The sequence below is a fragment of the Nostoc sp. genome (assembly GCF_036917935.1).
Lineage (GTDB): Bacteria > Cyanobacteriota > Cyanobacteriia > Cyanobacteriales > Nostocaceae > Nostoc.
In genome coordinates this window covers 24,517-42,040 of the sequence record NZ_JBALEL010000019.1, presented here as the reverse complement: position 1 = coordinate 42,040, position 17,524 = coordinate 24,517, and the positions used below count along the sequence as shown (strand labels likewise).

Genomic DNA, 17,524 nt, shown 5'->3' with positions numbered 1-17,524 from the left:
GTTTTTGTTACAGTTTTATATTTTGTATTCTGATATGTACAAAGGATTCAAATATGACCGATCGTAGGGGCGCACAGATGTGCGCCCCTTAATCAAAATTTATATATTATGTTGGTCAGATAGTTAAACCCCAAAGTTTTTACCTTGCCAATGCGATCGCGGCATTCTGTCCACCAAAGCCAAAACTCAAACATAATACCTGCCTAATTTTACTTAGGCGTGCGGCTGTAACGATATCTAAATCAAATTCTGGCTGCTGCAATCCTACACAAGGTGGTAATATTTGATGCTTTAATGCCATGAGAGAAAAAGCTACACCTAAAGCTCCCGAAGCTCCTAATGTATGCCCTGTGCTTCCCTTGGTGGAACTAACCGCCACCCCTTGGGGAAACAAACGCTGGATTATCATACTCTCCATCTGGTCATTTAGCTGAGTAGCTGTACCATGAGCATGAATATAATCGATATCGCTTGGTACTAGACAACTACGTTCTAGACATTGCTTGATGGCAGCGATCGCACTTTTGCCTTCAGGTTCTGGTGAATTACTATGATATGCATCGTTAGTTAAGCCAAAACCGAGAATTTCACCATAAACTTTTGCTTGACGCTGCTTTGCCAACTCTGCTGATTCTAAGACAAACACAGCCGCGCCTTCGCCCAACACTAAGCCTTCCCGATGCAAATCAAAGGGATAAGCCCCAGTTTTAGCCAAAGCACCCATCTGCTGAAATCCAGCTAAAGTTAAGGGTGTAATTGGTGCTTCCACTGCACCTGCGATCGCTTGTTGACATTGCCCAGTTTGGATAAGTAAAGCTGCTTGGGCAATAGACCAAATTCCAGTAGCACAAGCTGCCATTGGTGCCAAAACTATCCCCGATGCACCGATTTGCCTTGCAGCTGCGATCGCATTTATATGAGGTAATGTATTTAGCCAATTTCCAAAAGAGGAAACGGGAAAATTTTCCGCGTCACTATGCATTTGCCGCGCCAGGATTTCCCAAGACGCTTGATAAGAGCGACTCGATCCAATGACTACAGCACAATCAGCTGCATCTGGAACTAACCCAGAATCTTGCAAAGCAGAAGCAACAACCATCTGAGTTAACATTGTCAACTCAGATGGTTGTTGAGCAATCAAACCTAGAGGAAGTGGTATAAGTTCTGGAAATGGTTGATGTAACCGAATTCCAGATTTACCTGCGATTAAATTTCGCCAACTATCCTCTAAGCTTCCACCCAAGGCGGAAATTAAACCAATACCAGTAACACAAACCTTAACCAATTTGAATTTCGGGGTGAGGAATCTTTCGCTATTCAAACATTCAATTCTTCATTTTGAATTTTGAATTGATTTCTCCTACTGTCCAGGCGTTTTCAGATTTTCAGCACCTTGGGTGACTTTAGCGGAGTCAATGCGATCGCCTTGCTGAATTTTGTTTACTACATCAAAGCCTTGAGTGACATTGCCAAACACGGCGTAGTTACCATCTAAGAAGGCTAGTTCGGCTAAAGCAAAGTAAAACTGAGCAGAAGCAGAATCTGGTGATTGCGATCGCGCCATCGCTACTGCACCCTGCTTATGGGGCAATACAACGGCTTGAGCAGTAGCATCAAATGGTTTATTGTAAATCGGAGTATCTGAACCTTTTGCCTTAACTTCTAAAGGTATATAACGAGCATTTCCAGTTTTGGGGTCAATATAACTACCTGTTCCTAGTCTATCTAGAGAAACTTTCGGGTCTTTGCTTTGGGGATCGCCCCCTTGAACTACAAACGGTTGGGGTTCGCGCACAACTCGATGGAAAGCTAAACCATCGTACACACCCTTTTGCACTAAATCTACGAAGTTGCCAGCTGTAATCGGGGCATCAGTGCCGTCTACTTCGATAGTAATCGGCGAACCTTTAACCGTGATTACCACAGTAGCCTTGCCTTCGAGTCTTGGTAAATCTGCCAGTCCCGGAATACTCTCACTACTAGTTTGAGATACAGATGTTGCTTCAGTAGTTGTCTTGGTGCTTGCCTCGCTTGTGGCCGAGGCTGCTGTCGAGGTTGGAGAAGACGTATTAGAAGTGACTTGCTGTGTTGAACATCCTCCCAACATCAAGGCACTGATAAGCACAAGAGAAAGCAAAAATTGTGAAATTTTTAACCGCATTGCCTGTTACCGATTTTACCAGAGTATCTTATCGTTTCGAGGAGCATTGGGCATGGGGCAGTTGATAGTTGACAGTTAGTTGTCCACTGTCCACTGTCCACTGTCCACTCCCTTAAAGTCCTTCTAATGACACTCCCAAAAAGCGGGCTAACTTTGCGCCTTCTGTTTCCAACTCTGTTAAAGATAAGGGTTGTCCAACCCGTGTTAAGGGTATATCTCGCCGTCCCTTAATGCGTAAATAGAGGGCGCGACGGGGATTAAGACCTTCTTTTACGTCTATTAGTACAGATTGCACATCTTCTATGCGGCTATCAATCTGAATTTGGCGGTTTTTGCCAGGAAACCCCCAACGGAAGATTTTGATTGCGCCAGTTTCCTGATTAAATTCGTTGTAACCGCCTCCAACATCCAATAAAATAACTAGCCACAGGTATGTGGCTAATAGCAAGCCAGCAGTACCATATAACCCCATCACCAATCCTTGGGGGACGAATACCAGTTGAGTGGGATCGGAAACTATGAGTAAATTAACTTTTAAATAACTGGATATCCCAGCCAATAAAAAGCCGCTTGCTCCCAAGGTAACGATAGTTGCCCACCAGTAGTTACTGAACCGACGAGAACCGAGAACATTTTGATGCAGGAGGCGATCGCCTTTGTTAATCGTTGTTGATGTCGTCATTGAACTACCATTGTCCGTGAGATACTCGCTGTGACATACTCGCACACTGAATGCTTATTGCATAGAGTGGTGGCTTTCTGTGCCAATCCGGCTATTGCTTAGGAGGCACGGAGAGCTATGTTTTAAGTCCACGGGATACCCCACCGCAGACTATGAATTCTTGACCCTGTACCCTACAAATCTTAACTGTCCCGGATGATGCTGGCTTACTTGCACTATGGGACAAACCACGTAGGCTATTTGTATTAGTCAAGATGTGCCAACTTCCTTTCCCGTTATTCAACGTTTCACATAGATTTTCCAGAGGTGTATCAGCGATCGTGGCGGCGAAGTGACCATCCATATTTTACCAAACATCGTTGACAAAAACTCAACTACGCCCCTGCATATTCCTGCTACCGATATAATTTCTTAGGGCCTGTCTTAACTATCTTTATCACTAAATGGCTGATAAAAATTTTTTCTCCCCTGCCCTTCTGCTCCCTTTCTCTCCTGTTTCCCTCTCCCTGACTCTTTTTGACCTCTTAGGAATAAGTTATCTAGATACGTCGATTTGCATTAATTTTTTTTAGATTTCTGAGAAAAGTTGTGTCAAATTGTAAAAATTCTGATATTCATATTATTTATAAGGTTCGTGTTTCATACCTGATTTGCTTCTGTGTATCAGGCAAAAACCCTTACTAGTGTGATAAATTAAGAATCATTAAGTTACCACAAGCTAGATTACTAGCCGATGGTACGTGTAATGGCATAACCCTGAGAAATCGTGACTTCACAAGTCGGCAAGCTCTCAGAATCTCAGTTGCTTAAAAGCAGTTAAGATTGTCAAAAAAACGTTAATTCCTCACGGCAGTCGGTTACACTGGCTCTCCGTATTGCCTTATAAACGTTTGCAATTTTAGTAAAAAAAGAGGATTTTAGCCCGATGACCATCGCAGTTGGACGTGCCCCCAGTAGAGGGTGGTTTGACGTTCTAGACGACTGGCTCAAGCGCGATCGCTTCGTATTCGTAGGTTGGTCAGGGATACTATTATTTCCCTGCGCCTTCCTAGCACTAGGCGGTTGGCTGACCGGCACAACCTTCGTCACCTCTTGGTACACCCACGGATTAGCCTCCTCCTACCTAGAAGGTGCTAACTTCCTGACAGTGGCAGTATCCACCCCCGCCGACAGCATGGGACATTCCCTATTGCTGTTGTGGGGCCCAGAAGCCCAAGGCGACCTCACCCGTTGGTTCCAATTGGGTGGCTTGTGGCCATTTGTGGCCCTACACGGAGCCTTCGGTTTGATTGGCTTCATGTTGCGGCAATTTGAAATTGCGCGTCTAGTAGGTATCCGTCCTTACAACGCCCTCGCCTTCTCTGCCCCGATTGCAGTATTCGTCAGCGTATTCCTGATGTACCCCTTGGGACAATCAAGCTGGTTCTTTGCACCCAGCTTTGGCGTAGCGGCAATTTTCCGATTCCTGCTATTCCTGCAAGGCTTCCACAACTGGACACTCAACCCCTTCCACATGATGGGTGTTGCGGGTGTATTGGGTGGTGCTTTATTGTGCGCCATTCATGGAGCGACAGTCGAAAATACCTTGTTTGAAGACGGTGATGGTGCTAACACCTTCCGCGCCTTCAATCCCACCCAGTCGGAAGAAACCTACTCAATGGTGACGGCAAACCGTTTCTGGTCACAGATTTTCGGGATTGCTTTCTCTAACAAGCGCTGGTTGCACTTCTTCATGTTGTTCGTGCCAGTCACAGGTTTGTGGATGAGCGCCGTCGGCATCGTCGGTTTAGCACTCAACCTGCGGGCTTATGATTTCGTCTCCCAAGAATTACGGGCGGCGGAAGACCCAGAGTTTGAAACCTTCTATACCAAAAACATTTTGCTGAACGAGGGTATCCGCGCTTGGATGGCTCCTCAAGATCAACCCCACGAACAATTTGTATTCCCTGAGGAGGTATTACCACGTGGTAACGCTCTCTAATAGACCAAATATCTTAGGCGGTGCTGGACGCGACCAAGAATCCACTGGATTTGCTTGGTGGTCTGGTAACGCACGTTTAATCAACCTATCTGGTAAACTGCTGGGCGCTCACGTTGCCCACGCTGGTTTGATTGTATTCTGGGCTGGAGCGATGACTTTGTTTGAAGTCGCTCACTTCATTCCTGAAAAGCCCATGTATGAGCAAGGCTTGATCCTGTTACCTCACCTCGCCGCTCAGGGTTGGGGTGTTGGTGCTGGTGGTGAAGTCATCGACACCTTCCCTTACTTTGTTGTCGGTGTACTCCATCTAATTTCCTCAGCCGTCCTTGGCTTTGGCGGTATCTATCATGCCGTGCGTGGCCCAGAAACCTTAGAAGAATACTCCTCTTTCTTTGGTTACGACTGGAAAGACAAGAACAAGATGACCAACATCATCGGCTTCCACCTGATTATTTTGGGAATCGGTGCGCTGCTGTTGGTGCTGAAGGCGATGTTCTTTGGTGGTCTGTATGACACCTGGGCACCAGGCGGTGGTGATGTTCGGATTATTACCAATCCGACATTGAACCCAGCAGTTATCTTCGGTTATGTAATCAAGTCTCCCTTTGGTGGGGAAGGCTGGATTGTCAGCGTCGATAACTTAGAAGATGTGGTCGGTGGTCACATTTGGGTTGCCTTGATCTTAATTGCTGGTGGTATTTTCCACATTCTTACCAAGCCTTTTGCTTGGTCACGTCGTGCATCCATCTGGTCTGGTGAGGCTTACCTTTCCTACAGCTTGGGCGCTCTTTCACTGATGGGCTTCATTGCCTCAATCTTTGTTTGGTTCAACAACACCGTTTATCCCAGCGAATTTTTTGGCCCTACCGGCCCAGAAGCTTCTCAAGCTCAGGCTTTGACCTTCTTGATTCGTGACCAACGCTTGGGTGCTAACGTCGGTTCTGCCCAAGGCCCCACTGGTCTAGGTAAATACCTGATGCGCTCTCCAACTGGTGAAATCATCTTCGGTGGTGAAACCATGCGCTTCTGGGATTTCCGCGGCCCTTGGTTGGAGCCTCTACGTGGCCCCAATGGTCTTGACTTGGAAAAAATCAAGAATGATATTCAGCCTTGGCAAGCTCGTCGCGCTGCTGAATACATGACCCACGCTCCTCTGGGTTCTCTGAACTCTGTGGGTGGTGTGGCTACCGAAATTAACTCCTTCAACTACGTATCTCCTCGTGCTTGGTTGGCAACTTCTCACTTCGTACTAGGATTCTTCTTCCTAGTTGGTCACTTGTGGCACGCTGGTCGCGCACGGGCTGCGGCTGGTGGTTTTGAGAAAGGAATTAACCGTGATACTGAGCCAGTGATGTTTATGAACGACCTAGATTAGGTTGTAAAGTTTATCTCATCACTGACAACTAAATAATTTAGAGGCTCTTGCGTAAAAGCAAGGGCTTTTTTTATAGGAGAATTAGTAATACATTGATTAACTGAGCGACTTACCAAGATAATTAATACTATGAGCTTAAAATTCACAGGCAGTGCTGATTCTACCACTTTAATTGGGGAAGATTTACAGCAATTTTCAGCAATTGGGATTGATCTTTTAAGTTTTACAGCCTCAGGAAAGGTCACCATTAAAGGCAACGGCACTGGCGGTAAAGGGGCTGATGGTGCTATCGGTAAGAACGTCAATGGCAGCGAAGGCGGTGCTGGAATCGGCATCAGCAATAATGGCAATCTGAATGCTGGGTCGGGCGACGACGCTATCATCGGCAACGGTATTGGGGGTCTTGGAGGCAACGGCTGGGATGAGAGTGATCCTAATCTTCGTGAAAGCTCTGGCACTGGTGGCGGCGGTGGCGGTGCAGGGACAGGCATCAGTAACATTGGCATCCTTAATACTGGGTTGGGCAATGACACTATCATCGCCAATGGCACTGGCGGCAACGGCGGAAGCGGCGGCGGTCTAGGGTCCGCTGGCGGCAGCGGTGGATTTGGGACTGGCATCAGCAACAGTGGCAAACTGAATACTGGGTTGGGCAATGACACTATTATCGGCACTGGTCAGGGCGGCGCTGGTGGTGACGGTCGCTATGGCAGCGGCGGTGGATTTGGGACTGGCATCAGCAACACTGGGCAACTGGATAGCGGAGACGGAAATGACACGATCACAGGCATCGGTATTGCCGGCATTCCCGCCGATGGGGTTATACCCGGCAATGGCGGTGTAGGGACTGGCATCAGCAATAATGGCAGTCTCAATACAGGCTCAGGAAATGACACGATCGCAGGCACTGGTACAGGTACTGGAACTGAGATGATTTTTGGCATCGGCGGTACTGGAACTGGCATCATTAACAGTAAGAAACTGGATACCGGAGACGGAGAAGACACGATCATAGGCACTGGCACTTCTACTGGCAGCTTTAACGACAATATTGATGATGGAACTGGCATCCAGAACATGAAAGGTGCCACCATCACCACAGGGCAGGGTAACGACACAATTACTGGTTCTGGCAACGGTTTAGTCTACAACCTCATCGTCATAGGCATCTCCAACGATGGAGTAATTGATACTGGCAATGGTTGTGACATTGTGACTGGCCAAGCTAGGACAACAATTGGTGGTACTGCCTATGGCATTTATGGACAAGGAATCATTAAAACTGGCGCTGGCAATGATACTATTACCGGCATTGGCACTGGCGGTGACAGCAATGATGAGTTTAGTCCGTCTGGTGGTAGTGGAACAGGTATTAGTAACAGTGGCAGTCTGAATGCAGGGGATGGCAATGACACTATAACTGGCACTGGTCAGGGCGGTAATGGTAGTAATAGCGTTTACGTTGATAACGGCGGTAATGGTGGTAATGGAACAGGTATTAGTAACAGTGGCAATCTGAATGCAGGGGATGGAAATGACACTATCACCGGCACTGGTCAGGGCGGTAGAGGTGGTACTGGCAAAATATCAGGCGCAAATGGCACAAATGGCACTGCCTATGGCATCTTCAACGACGCAGTAATTGATACTGGGAATGGTTGTGACATTCTTACCGGACAGGCTACAGCAACAATTGGTGGTAGTGCCTATGGCATTTTTGGACAAGGAATGATTAAAACTGGTGATGGCAATGATAAAATTACAGCCACCAGTACCATCAATGGAGTTCAACAAAAAGTTACTATTGGTGGCGGTATCAACATTGATCTAGGAACTGGAAATGACTACTTCAAAGGGTTTGGTACTGGGACTGTGGATGGTGGAAAAGGTTTTGACACCTTAGACCTCAGTGCTTTCAATCGCTCTCAACTCACTTTTTCTGGTGTAATTTCAGGCAATGTCCTAAACCCAGCTAATATCAACTTCAATAACAATGGAAATGTTATTACACTCTCCACAACAGGCTTTGAGAATTTTATCTTTGCAGATGGCTCTTTGTGCTACAGCACTTTGGGCTGAGAGGTTGTTTGAAAAGTGTTTGGCTGTAAATTTTAAGTACTTCTAGATCCCCCCTAGCCCCCCTTAAAAAGGGGGGAACCGGAATCAAAGTCCCCCTTTTTATTAGGGGATTTAGGGGGATCTATAATGTTTTGCTACTAACAAGAAGACTTTTCAAACATCCTCTGAAACTAAAATTACAACAATCTCACGAAAAATAATTACGAATTACGAATTAGTATCAACTTCCTCCCACATTCATTGCTGCTAAAAAAGCTTTTTGACTCACATCTCTGTAAACTGTATTCAAATACTTCATTACCATATCACTCGAAGTTGAATTTACTCCATTTTCCTCTTCCTTTGCAAGGGTGATTGCTCCTAATACATCTAATATCGTCTCGCTAGTGGATGGCGCAATCACTACCAAGGATGACTCTAGTGGCTCATTGTATTGCCAGAAAGAGTCAATTTTTACCGAGTATTTGTGATTAGAAATTGACTGTTGAATATCGGGCGTTTCTGTAGTACTAGGTTGAATCTTAGCACTACGTAATTGACGTAAATCGCTGATAATTTGCTCTTTGGTGCGTCCGCGCAATTGAAATAGTACAAAAGGGTCTTCACTAAAGCGATCGCCTAACTGATAGTATATCGCACCAATGTGTTTACAGGGATTTGCTTTGTCAGGACAAGAGCATTTACTCTGGACATCAGCAAGGGTAAATGGAAATATCGAAAGACCATTAGCCGTGAAGACTTCTTCTATATTTTGTGGCATTTCTCCTGCTAGTAGCTTGGCAGCAAAAATTGCCCTTTGGGACATGGTTTCAATTACATAACCCCATTGTTCATCGGTAAATGGTTCAAGGGAAAGAGAAACTTTATAAGGTTCTACTTCACTACCTTGCACCCTAGCCAATACTTTTGCACCTTTAAATTCGATGCTTAAAACATTTCCTTGCCGAGCATAATTTCTTGCACGTTCTAAACGCTTTTTAAAACGATAAGAATCTAGCAAATCTAGCCATTGTTGTGACCACCATTCTCGACTAGCTTGTAATGTGTCATTAGTCATAATCAATTTAAAAACTTAGTAGTTTGCCACACCAATTGTGAATTCGTAGTGAGTGATAAATCGCTCAATTAAAGGACTAAAGTCCTTACTACGAACTTATTCTGCATCATCGTCAATTACTGCACTGCGATCAAGTAGTAGTAAGTTGCGAAGTTGGTCTGTATCCATTTCAGTTAACCACTCTTCACCAGCACCTACAACTTGTTCAGCGAGTTGTTTTTTACTTTCAATCATGTCATGAATTTTTTCTTCCAAAGTGCCAGTGCAAACAAATTTATGTACTTGCACATTCCGAGTTTGACCAATCCGAAATACTCTGTCTGTGGCTTGATTTTCTACGGCTGGATTCCACCATCTATCAAAGTGGAATACATGATTTGCTCGTGTTAAATTCAGTCCTACTCCACCAGCTTTCAGAGAAAGAATCATAATCGGTGGCCCTTGAGGATCGTGTTGAAAACGATCGATCATTTCCTCACGTTGTTTTTTACTGGTGCTACCATATAAAAAGAATATTTCTCGTCCTAGCTGTTTTTCTAAATAGGGTTTAAGTAACTTACCCCACTCAGCAAATTGTGTAAAAATTAAAGCGCGATCGCCTTCTGCTAAAACTTCTTCTAACATTTCTTCTAGTCGCAGAAGTTTAGCTGAATTATGTTGGTCTAATGTCGCCTGTTTCAAATATTGGGCTGGGTGATTGCAGATTTGCTTGAGTTTGATTAGTAAAGCCAAAATCATCCCCCGGCGTTGCAATCCTTCAGCAGATTCAATCTCTGCTAAAGATGCTTCTACAACTTGTTGATAAAGTGCAGCTTGTTCACCAGTTAGACCACAAAATACGGTCATTTCTTGCTTATCTGGTAAATCTTGAATGATGTCGCGATCGCTTTTCAATCGCCGCAGTATAAATGGTTGGACTAATGAACGTAACTGAGTCAAAGAAGCCGTATCCCCATACTTTTCAATTGGCATGGCAAACCGCCGCTGAAAAAATTGCTTATTACCTAAATACCCAGGATTCAGAAAATCTAAAATAGACCATAGCTCTTGCAGTCTATTTTCTACTGGTGTCCCCGTCAATGCAATGCGAAATGTAGCTGATAATTGCCGCACTGCTTTTGATTGCTTCGCCTCTGGATTTTTCACATTCTGGGCTTCATCTAAAACAATTATCTGCCAAGAAACACTTTGCAGTAACTTGATATCTCGATGAAGAAGTGAGTAGCTGGTAACGATTAAATCGTGCTTTTTCACTGCTTCTAAAAACGCTTTCCCTTTTGGGCGTTTGTCACCGTGATATTGCAAAATTTTCAGGCTTGGTGCAAATTTATTAACTTCCCTTTCCCAGTTACCTAAAACCGAAGTTGGACAAACTAGCAGTGTTGGATTTTCTAGTGCATCCTGTTCTTTGAGATGTAGCAAGAAAGCAATGAATTGGACTGTATTATGGCAAATAATATTGTTAGCAACGAAATTATGATGTTTGCTAACTTCAAAATCGTATACCCACCCTTCGTACTCCACATCCTCAATAGCCTCAATCCGGCAATAAAATACCTCTTGATCGAGAAGACATTGCAAAGACTGTCTTGTTAATCTCAACTTTTCTATATCTAGGTTGCCGTAGGCTGATAAAGTTTGAGTTGTCCATTTAGAAGGTTTTAGTAGCTGATATTGTTCTTGGGCTTCTCGACTAATCATGCGGCTCATCCCAGCTATTACTCGCTGTAAACTATCTCTAGAAAATTGCTGTGAGCCATTAATATAAACAGTGTTGTGCATCCCCAAATGCCGCAACGGTAGTCCCGTTACTCTAACTGTTTGAGTAACAATATCAGAAGCAGGAATTCCTTCAATATTTGTGTTGCTGACTCTTTGACAAATTTGCTCTAACGTACTCTGTTTTTCTGAGTTATCGAAACCAATTTCTTGCAGAAATCTGCGAGCCGAATTCCCTCCAATTACACCAATATAGTAGGTGCGGAAAGTGCGAGTTCCATTAGTGGCACATTTCAGTTTGGGTGATATTCGCAACCAAATGCCGAAACGACGCAACAGTGCAGAAAGTTGCTGAATTAGTAAGGCTGAAGCTGTAGAAATCTCAATACTCCGCATACTAAAAAGAACAGCAGACTCAGCATCGAAATAGTTTTGTAAAAATATCCGCACACTATCCAAATCTGCCTGCATGATCAAGGGCGGAATAGATTTTTCTGCCGACAATTTACCCCAAACATAACCCTTAGCTTCTAAGAATTCCCGATAGGCTTGGCTATTAACTCGAAGAGAAGCAACTCTGTTAGGGAAGGTAGAGATATTAGGGCTGTTAATTTTGAGGTTATAGCGCTTTTGAATGCGTTGGCAAGTCTGGAGTAAATCCTCTAATACTCTGGTATCTTTTTGGGATACTGTGACTCTTCCCACATCGGGTAGTTCATGCCCTTCGGCAATCTGCCAAGCGAGAAACTTGACTAAATCATGGTCTTGTGGTTTTCCATTCCAAAGGGTTTTACCTGGCACACAAACGTAATCACCCACCTGTAAGTTATTTGTCCAACCTTTACTTGTCAGCAGCTTGTGACGATGAGTAATAGTGATACTATTACCGTCTTCTAGGGTGATTTTTCGCAATTTTTCGCAGACTTGCTGCCGATACAACCGCCTGACATTAGCCTGGACAATTTTGCCAGTTTTTTCATCTATAGAATTAACTATTAATTCCTCTGTGGGGTTAGTCCAAAATCCTTCGCCGTCAAACTCTGTTTCTCCAGCGTGAGTTTTCCAGATTGTCTCGGCTGTGCGTAACAGTCCATTTACATTTACTAGAGTATCATTGGCTACGCATTTACCGAGTCCCATATCGTCGGCAAGACACGCACCCAAACCCCAATGTTCCAAGAAGGACAGCCAAGCAGCACCACGTTCTTGATAAGGTCGCAACTGCCCTTTAAAGCCTGTTGGTGTGGGTAAAGGTGCGATCGCTTGATTATTGTTTAGCGCCCCAATCAACTCTTGCAATGCCCCAGATGCCTCAAAACTAACCACTGGTAATTTTTCAATTACCTGGGTATCCCCTGTACTAAAACGCAAGGCATCTTCCAAAGAAAGCGCCATTTGGTCTTTGCGCGTGGTAAAAAAAGTTTGGGCTGTCTTGATGTCTTGCGATCGCAATTCTACCCACTCACCGTTAATTTCCACCAGTGGACTATTTAAAGCCACAAGTTTATCAAACTCAGCTTTGGAAATAGTTTGTCCACCAATTGCCAATTGCCATTGAAAATTTAGTAGACTCTGCAACCCTAAACGTCCCTGCTTTGTCTTTGGGGTTTCGGCAGTAATTTTCAAACCCAAACGGTTCGCCCATCCTTCACGGTTCGCTAAACTGGGAGGCAAAATTACACCTAAACCACTGTCTTCCAACCTCCAAGCTACAGCTTTGATAAACTCATAAGCTTGGATGGGAGTGAGATGAGAATATTGGGGATATTCGGTTTCAAAACTGGGTGCGATCGCTGGATATAATCGGGAAGCTAGCCCCAAACCCCGCAAAAATGTTTCTTGTGGTTGTTCAATTGTCCGATTTTCATAAACCAATCGTTCAACTGGATTATTCCAAATAGTTGCCGCATCCACCAAAAACTCAGGATCGTCAGCCGCTTGCAGGAAATACGCCAACGTCCAATCTGTTTCGCCAGACTCAGGAGAACGCAGTTGAAAACAGTTACGAAATAGAGTTTTAAGAGTTAATTGGTATTGTAGCGGCATAGTCCAAGCCTTTAGTGCCGCTTCCAGTCGTTCCACTTCTATTACATCTGCATTAACTGTATGAGATGCACTAGTTAAGGCTTGCAACCACTGTCGCACCCCAGATGCTAAAGATGCGATTGCCTTCGCTTCAATTGGAGGTTGAGAACCCACCATTTCTCGCACTTGGGCATCTATCGTACTGTTGAGAAATCCCAAAAGTAATTCTTGAGGTTCGGTGGGAAAGTTTACATAGATTAGGGATTGGGGATTAGGGATTGGAGATTGGGAAAACTCCTCTCCAGTCGCCAGTCCCTCCTGATAAGTACGACAAACCAAGGGCATATTCACAGAAAATTTTTCTAGGCGGGTTCCATCTACAGCACTGTCTAGAAGTACTTGCCATTTAGCAGCGATCGCATCATCTGATTGTCGGTCAATTGTTGGTAAAAACTTACACCGCGAGATTAAATCTAAACTCCATCGGGCAACTTGCGACCAAAAGCGTAAATCTCCACCTAAAAAGGCATCTTCTCCGTTAGTAGCATTTAGGGGAACAGCAGCAAGAAATTTTACTGCTTCGCTGGGGTTCAAACAAAAACCCTCAACTCGCCACGGTTGCAAATATTGCGGAGAGTCTGTATCTAGCCCCAAACTGGCAGAATGCACAGGGAAAATCCCTGCTGTTTCTTCGCTACTACCTTCTGCGATATAAGTTGGTAGGGCAATAATTTGGGAGTGCGTTGGTAAACTGATCTCAGTAGCACTGGCGGCTTTGCGTGTTCGCCCAGTAGTCGCGATGGCAACTTGGGGTTTTTGGGTGAAGTTGGTAATTGCCATATTCTGCGAACGCAACCACTCACTCAACTCAACTGATGTCATTGCTAATGGATGTAGTGCTATATCTCCAGATCCACTAGACTCGAAATTCACTCGTGGCGATCGCCAAGTTTCCCCCCAAATAAATAAACAACCCGTTTGACTCTTTAATAACCAATTACCGTGTAAAATCGCCATTTGCTAACTACTCAGATTTCCGTAAAATTAAATAATTTAACTTGTAAAAGCTCTATTTCTTACATCTTCTAAATAACATTTCTAATATAATTGTTGCATAAAAATAAAATTTTAAATAATCAGTCTGTATAAACATTATTAATAATGGACTTTCCCCTAGTTAAAGTTATAAAAAGTAACATAACAGTAGAAATAGATTATATGCATCCTCAAGAACAGGAGGTTGTAAGAGCATTACTAAATGTTGTAATTGTTGAAGGTAAAACTTATCCCCAAAAACAACCTCTATCTCCGGCAGAATTTTCAACTTACTGGTTAAACAAGGATGCCTTTGTTGTCATACCAATTCTCCATAGGTTTGCACTTAATTATTACTCCTTCTCTCTTGGCGTACTTGGCGTACTTGGCGGTTCGTTTAAAATTAAGTGCATCTTCAAAGCGAATTGGTATCAGGACATCTGTTTTGAATGGTACACACAAGCCAAAAAAAATATTAGGGGCGTTTTATTTAAAACCAAACTTCCCCGGTCGATGTTGCCATATTTGCAACGCTGGTTTTATTGTACAACCTGGGTACGCGGTCAGGGGATCGGGCAGGACAAACGCATCTAAATTACTCTTGATCGCAACTAAGGTTAAGAACTAACGAGAAATGCTGATTTTCTCGTTTGATTTATTTTCCAAGCCTTAAAGCGATGTCTACGACAGGCTACGCCTACGCTAAACTTATGTCAATAAGTAAGTGTTAATGAGATTAATTTTAGATATATTGAGAATAAACTAGTCTTATTGACATGATGTGGCCACCCTGACTTACCATCCGAAGAAGAATTGCGTATTGCGTTTGGAGATGAAAAGCGAGATTGACTTTTGTCAGCGTAAGATTGAGAACCTGACGGAACAGCTAGAGACGATATGAAAAATACAAGTGCAGGGTGCAGCCGTAGGGGTAGGCACAAGTTGTTAATCTTGTCACATTCAAGGTGGAGATGGGAGCAATTTACTAATAATCCAATAATCCCCTATGCGATCGCTAATTCCCAACTCAACCACAACATTTAACTTCTCACCCCTAGCTTGACCTTTGATAAATACCTCCGCTTTTTCTTTTCCAGAAGAACACTGAATTCTTCTTCAAGACTATTTTCCAGTAGTTGCGGTTGAGGGGATCAAGTATTTATCATACCAAGCTAAATAACGCTCTAGGACATCACGTTGATAACTCGGTTTGGTGATTCCGTGGGACTGTCCGGGATAAACTACTAACTGAGTATCAATTCCGAGACTTTTCAGGGCTTGATACATCTGTTCAGAGTTTAGCAGTGGTACAGAACCATCCTTGTCACCTCCCAGAAATATTGTCGGTGTCACAATTCGGTCAGCGTGAAGAAATGGGAAAGAAATTCGCAGCCATGTATTAAGGTTCTTCCACGGTACGCCTAACTCCTGTTCGTAATCATAAATATACTCATCTGTACCATAGGTCGCCAGAATATTTGATTCACTAGCCCCACTAACTGCGGCTTTAAAGCGAGTATCTTGAGCAATAGTATAGTTGGTTAACATCCCCCCATAACTCCACCCACCAATTCCTAAACGCGATGGCGAAGCAATTTTGCTAGCGATCGCATAATCAGCACCGGCAATAATATCTTGAGCGTCTTTGTTTCCCCAGTCTGCATAAATCGCTTTGGAGAAGGCTTCACCTCTTCCTGAACTCCCGCGTGGGTTAACACCGACAACCACATAGCCTTTGGCCGCAAACAGTTGCCAATTAAACATAAACTGATTTGTGAACTGCCCCACAGGTCCGCCGTGCAGCATCAGCAGTGTCGGGTATCTCTTCCCTGACTGAAAGTTAGGTGGCTTGACGAGAAAACCGTGAATTTCTGTTCCATCCTTACTATTAAAGGTGATTTCATTTGTAGTTGCTAAATTTAGTTGAGCTAGCAACTGATCATTTTGGTGCGACAATGGACGCAAATCTTTACCTTTGAAGGCGAAGACTTCACTTGGTTGTTGTGGCGTTGAAGAAAGTAAAGCGATTTTGTCATCGCCTCCTAAATCAAAGTTACTAATATTTCGCCTTCCTGCTAACAATCGCTCAATTTTGCCACCAGCTACGGGTATCTTTGCAAGGTGAACGTTGCCATCGTCTTCGATTAAAAACAGTATTGATTTGCCATCTTTTGTAAAACGCGGTTTGACAACATTGCGATCAAGGCTGGAAGTCAGTAGACGCGGAGTGCCGCCAAGTGCAGGAATCACCGCTAGATGGTAAACTGCATATTCAATGAGTTTGGGTGAACCTCCTTGAAGATAGGCAATTGACTTCCCATCTGGACTCCAAGCTGGACGGCTACCCCAATCAGGATCGCTATCAGGTCCATAAAAAGTGGTTAGCTGGCGGGCTTTTGCTCCAGGTTGGGCAGCGATGACATAAAGATCCCAATTATTGTTGCGATCGCTATTTTCACCGCGTTTGCTCACAAAAGCAATATTTTTGCTATCACTTGACCAAGCAGGTAAAGACTCATTAAATGAACCTGGGGTGAGAATCTCTGTTTTGCGAGTTGCTAAGTCCAATACATAAAGATGTTCTCGACTTTTGTCAATAAAACCGACACCATCTTCTTGAAAGTGAAACAGATCGATAACAATCGGTGGTGGGGTTTTGCCATTAAAGGCAGTTTCTGGAGCTGGTTCAGAGGCAATTACGGCTAGTCGTTTACTGTCACCAGACCAGACAAAATCGCTAACATCACCAGCAAAGTCCGATATTTTTTCGGCTTCACCACCTGCTAGGTTGAGCAACCAAATTTGCTGTTTTCCAGATTCACGGCTGGAGATGAAAGCTAGATACTTCCGATCTGGGCTGAACCGAGGGTTATATTCACCATCTTTACCGTTAGTTAAATGTAACGTTCGGGAAGCATCCCAAGAAGTCATGTAAATATGTTTATCTTGTGTATCGTTTTTCAAATCCGTATTAGTTACTGTGTAAGCAATCCAGTCTCCAGTGGGAGAAAGTTGGGGATCGCTAATTTGGCGAAAGGAAAACTTATCCTCAAGCGTCAGTAGGCGTTTTTCTTGAGCTTGAGCCGAAATATTTATACCGAGTGTGATCGATAAAACAGCACTTATGAAAGCGATTTTTGTTAGCTTTTTCATAACTAGATATCATAACTTGGGGTTGGCAGATTTTTTTTTGAAGTTAGAGAAATTGGGAAATAAGCTAAAACACATTTAATTTGCAGATTAAAATTTTATCTATATCTTGTGGGGTAGGCATTTTCCCCGTCCTAATGATGCAAGTTAAATGCCGATTAGGTTAACTTGGTCATAAGGCTTTGCGAGAAATAAAGTTTTTGGATAGTGACGAGTAGTGAATCAATACCCAAGGCTAATACCAATTTAATATGAAGCTG

9 protein-coding genes and 1 pseudogene are annotated in these 17,524 nt (G+C 43.8%); 4 read left to right on the top strand and 6 right to left on the bottom strand.

What is annotated here, in order from left to right; genetic code table 11:
• Positions 1-139: 139 nt before the first annotated feature.
• The 3 genes from V7K62_RS08705 to V7K62_RS08695 all read right to left on the bottom strand — a co-directional run bounded on the left by V7K62_RS08705 (position 140) and on the right by V7K62_RS08695 (position 2,843).
• Positions 140-1,285: a beta-ketoacyl-ACP synthase gene (locus V7K62_RS08705; RefSeq protein ID WP_334863594.1), complete on the bottom strand. Its 1,146-nt coding sequence runs from the start codon at positions 1,283-1,285 to the stop codon at positions 140-142.
• A 75-nt stretch (positions 1,286-1,360) separates the two neighbouring features.
• Entirely contained in the window at positions 1,361-2,161 is an 801-nt protein-coding gene (locus tag V7K62_RS08700) for a peptidylprolyl isomerase (RefSeq protein ID WP_334863527.1), read from the bottom strand.
• A gap of 112 nt (positions 2,162-2,273) precedes the next feature.
• Positions 2,274-2,843 carry a photosystem I assembly protein Ycf4 gene (locus V7K62_RS08695; protein WP_334863526.1) on the bottom strand — a complete coding sequence of 190 codons (570 nt, stop codon included), beginning with the start codon at positions 2,841-2,843 and terminating at the stop codon, positions 2,274-2,276.
• 925 nt (positions 2,844-3,768) lie between these two features.
• Between V7K62_RS08695 and psbD the strand changes: the two genes are divergently transcribed.
• The 3 genes from psbD (at position 3,769) to V7K62_RS08680 (ending at position 8,278) form a co-directional block, all read left to right on the top strand.
• Complete coding sequence (gene psbD, locus V7K62_RS08690) at positions 3,769-4,824, top strand: photosystem II D2 protein (photosystem q(a) protein) (RefSeq protein WP_012409998.1); 1,056 nt, start codon at positions 3,769-3,771, stop codon at positions 4,822-4,824.
• Entirely contained in the window at positions 4,808-6,199 is a 1,392-nt protein-coding gene (gene psbC / locus V7K62_RS08685) for a photosystem II reaction center protein CP43 (RefSeq protein ID WP_334863525.1), read from the top strand. The genes psbD and psbC overlap by 17 nt, the downstream gene beginning before the upstream one ends.
• A gap of 129 nt (positions 6,200-6,328) precedes the next feature.
• The gene (locus tag V7K62_RS08680) at positions 6,329-8,278 is read left to right on the top strand and encodes a beta strand repeat-containing protein (RefSeq protein WP_334863524.1); all 1,950 of its coding nucleotides are present in this window, start codon (positions 6,329-6,331) and stop codon (positions 8,276-8,278) included.
• 220 nt (positions 8,279-8,498) lie between these two features.
• Here the strand turns inward: V7K62_RS08680 and V7K62_RS08675 are convergent, their stop codons facing one another.
• Together V7K62_RS08675 and V7K62_RS08670 are read right to left on the bottom strand one after the other, a co-directional pair.
• Positions 8,499-9,335, bottom strand: a complete 837-nt coding sequence (locus tag V7K62_RS08675) for an SWIM zinc finger family protein (protein WP_334863523.1) — start codon at positions 9,333-9,335, stop codon at positions 8,499-8,501.
• 96 nt (positions 9,336-9,431) lie between these two features.
• Entirely contained in the window at positions 9,432-14,096 is a 4,665-nt protein-coding gene (locus V7K62_RS08670; protein WP_334863521.1) for an SNF2-related protein, read from the bottom strand.
• Between the two features lie 144 nt (positions 14,097-14,240).
• On the opposite strand from V7K62_RS08670, the pseudogene V7K62_RS08665 reads away from it, so the two are divergent.
• Positions 14,241-14,435 (top strand): annotated as a pseudogene (locus tag V7K62_RS08665) (GNAT family N-acetyltransferase); the annotation flags it as partial.
• An 801-nt stretch (positions 14,436-15,236) separates the two neighbouring features.
• Here the strand turns inward: V7K62_RS08665 and V7K62_RS08660 are convergent.
• Positions 15,237-17,267, bottom strand: a complete 2,031-nt coding sequence (locus tag V7K62_RS08660) for a S9 family peptidase (RefSeq protein ID WP_334863520.1) — start codon at positions 17,265-17,267, stop codon at positions 15,237-15,239.
• Between the last annotated feature and the right edge of the window lie 257 nt (positions 17,268-17,524).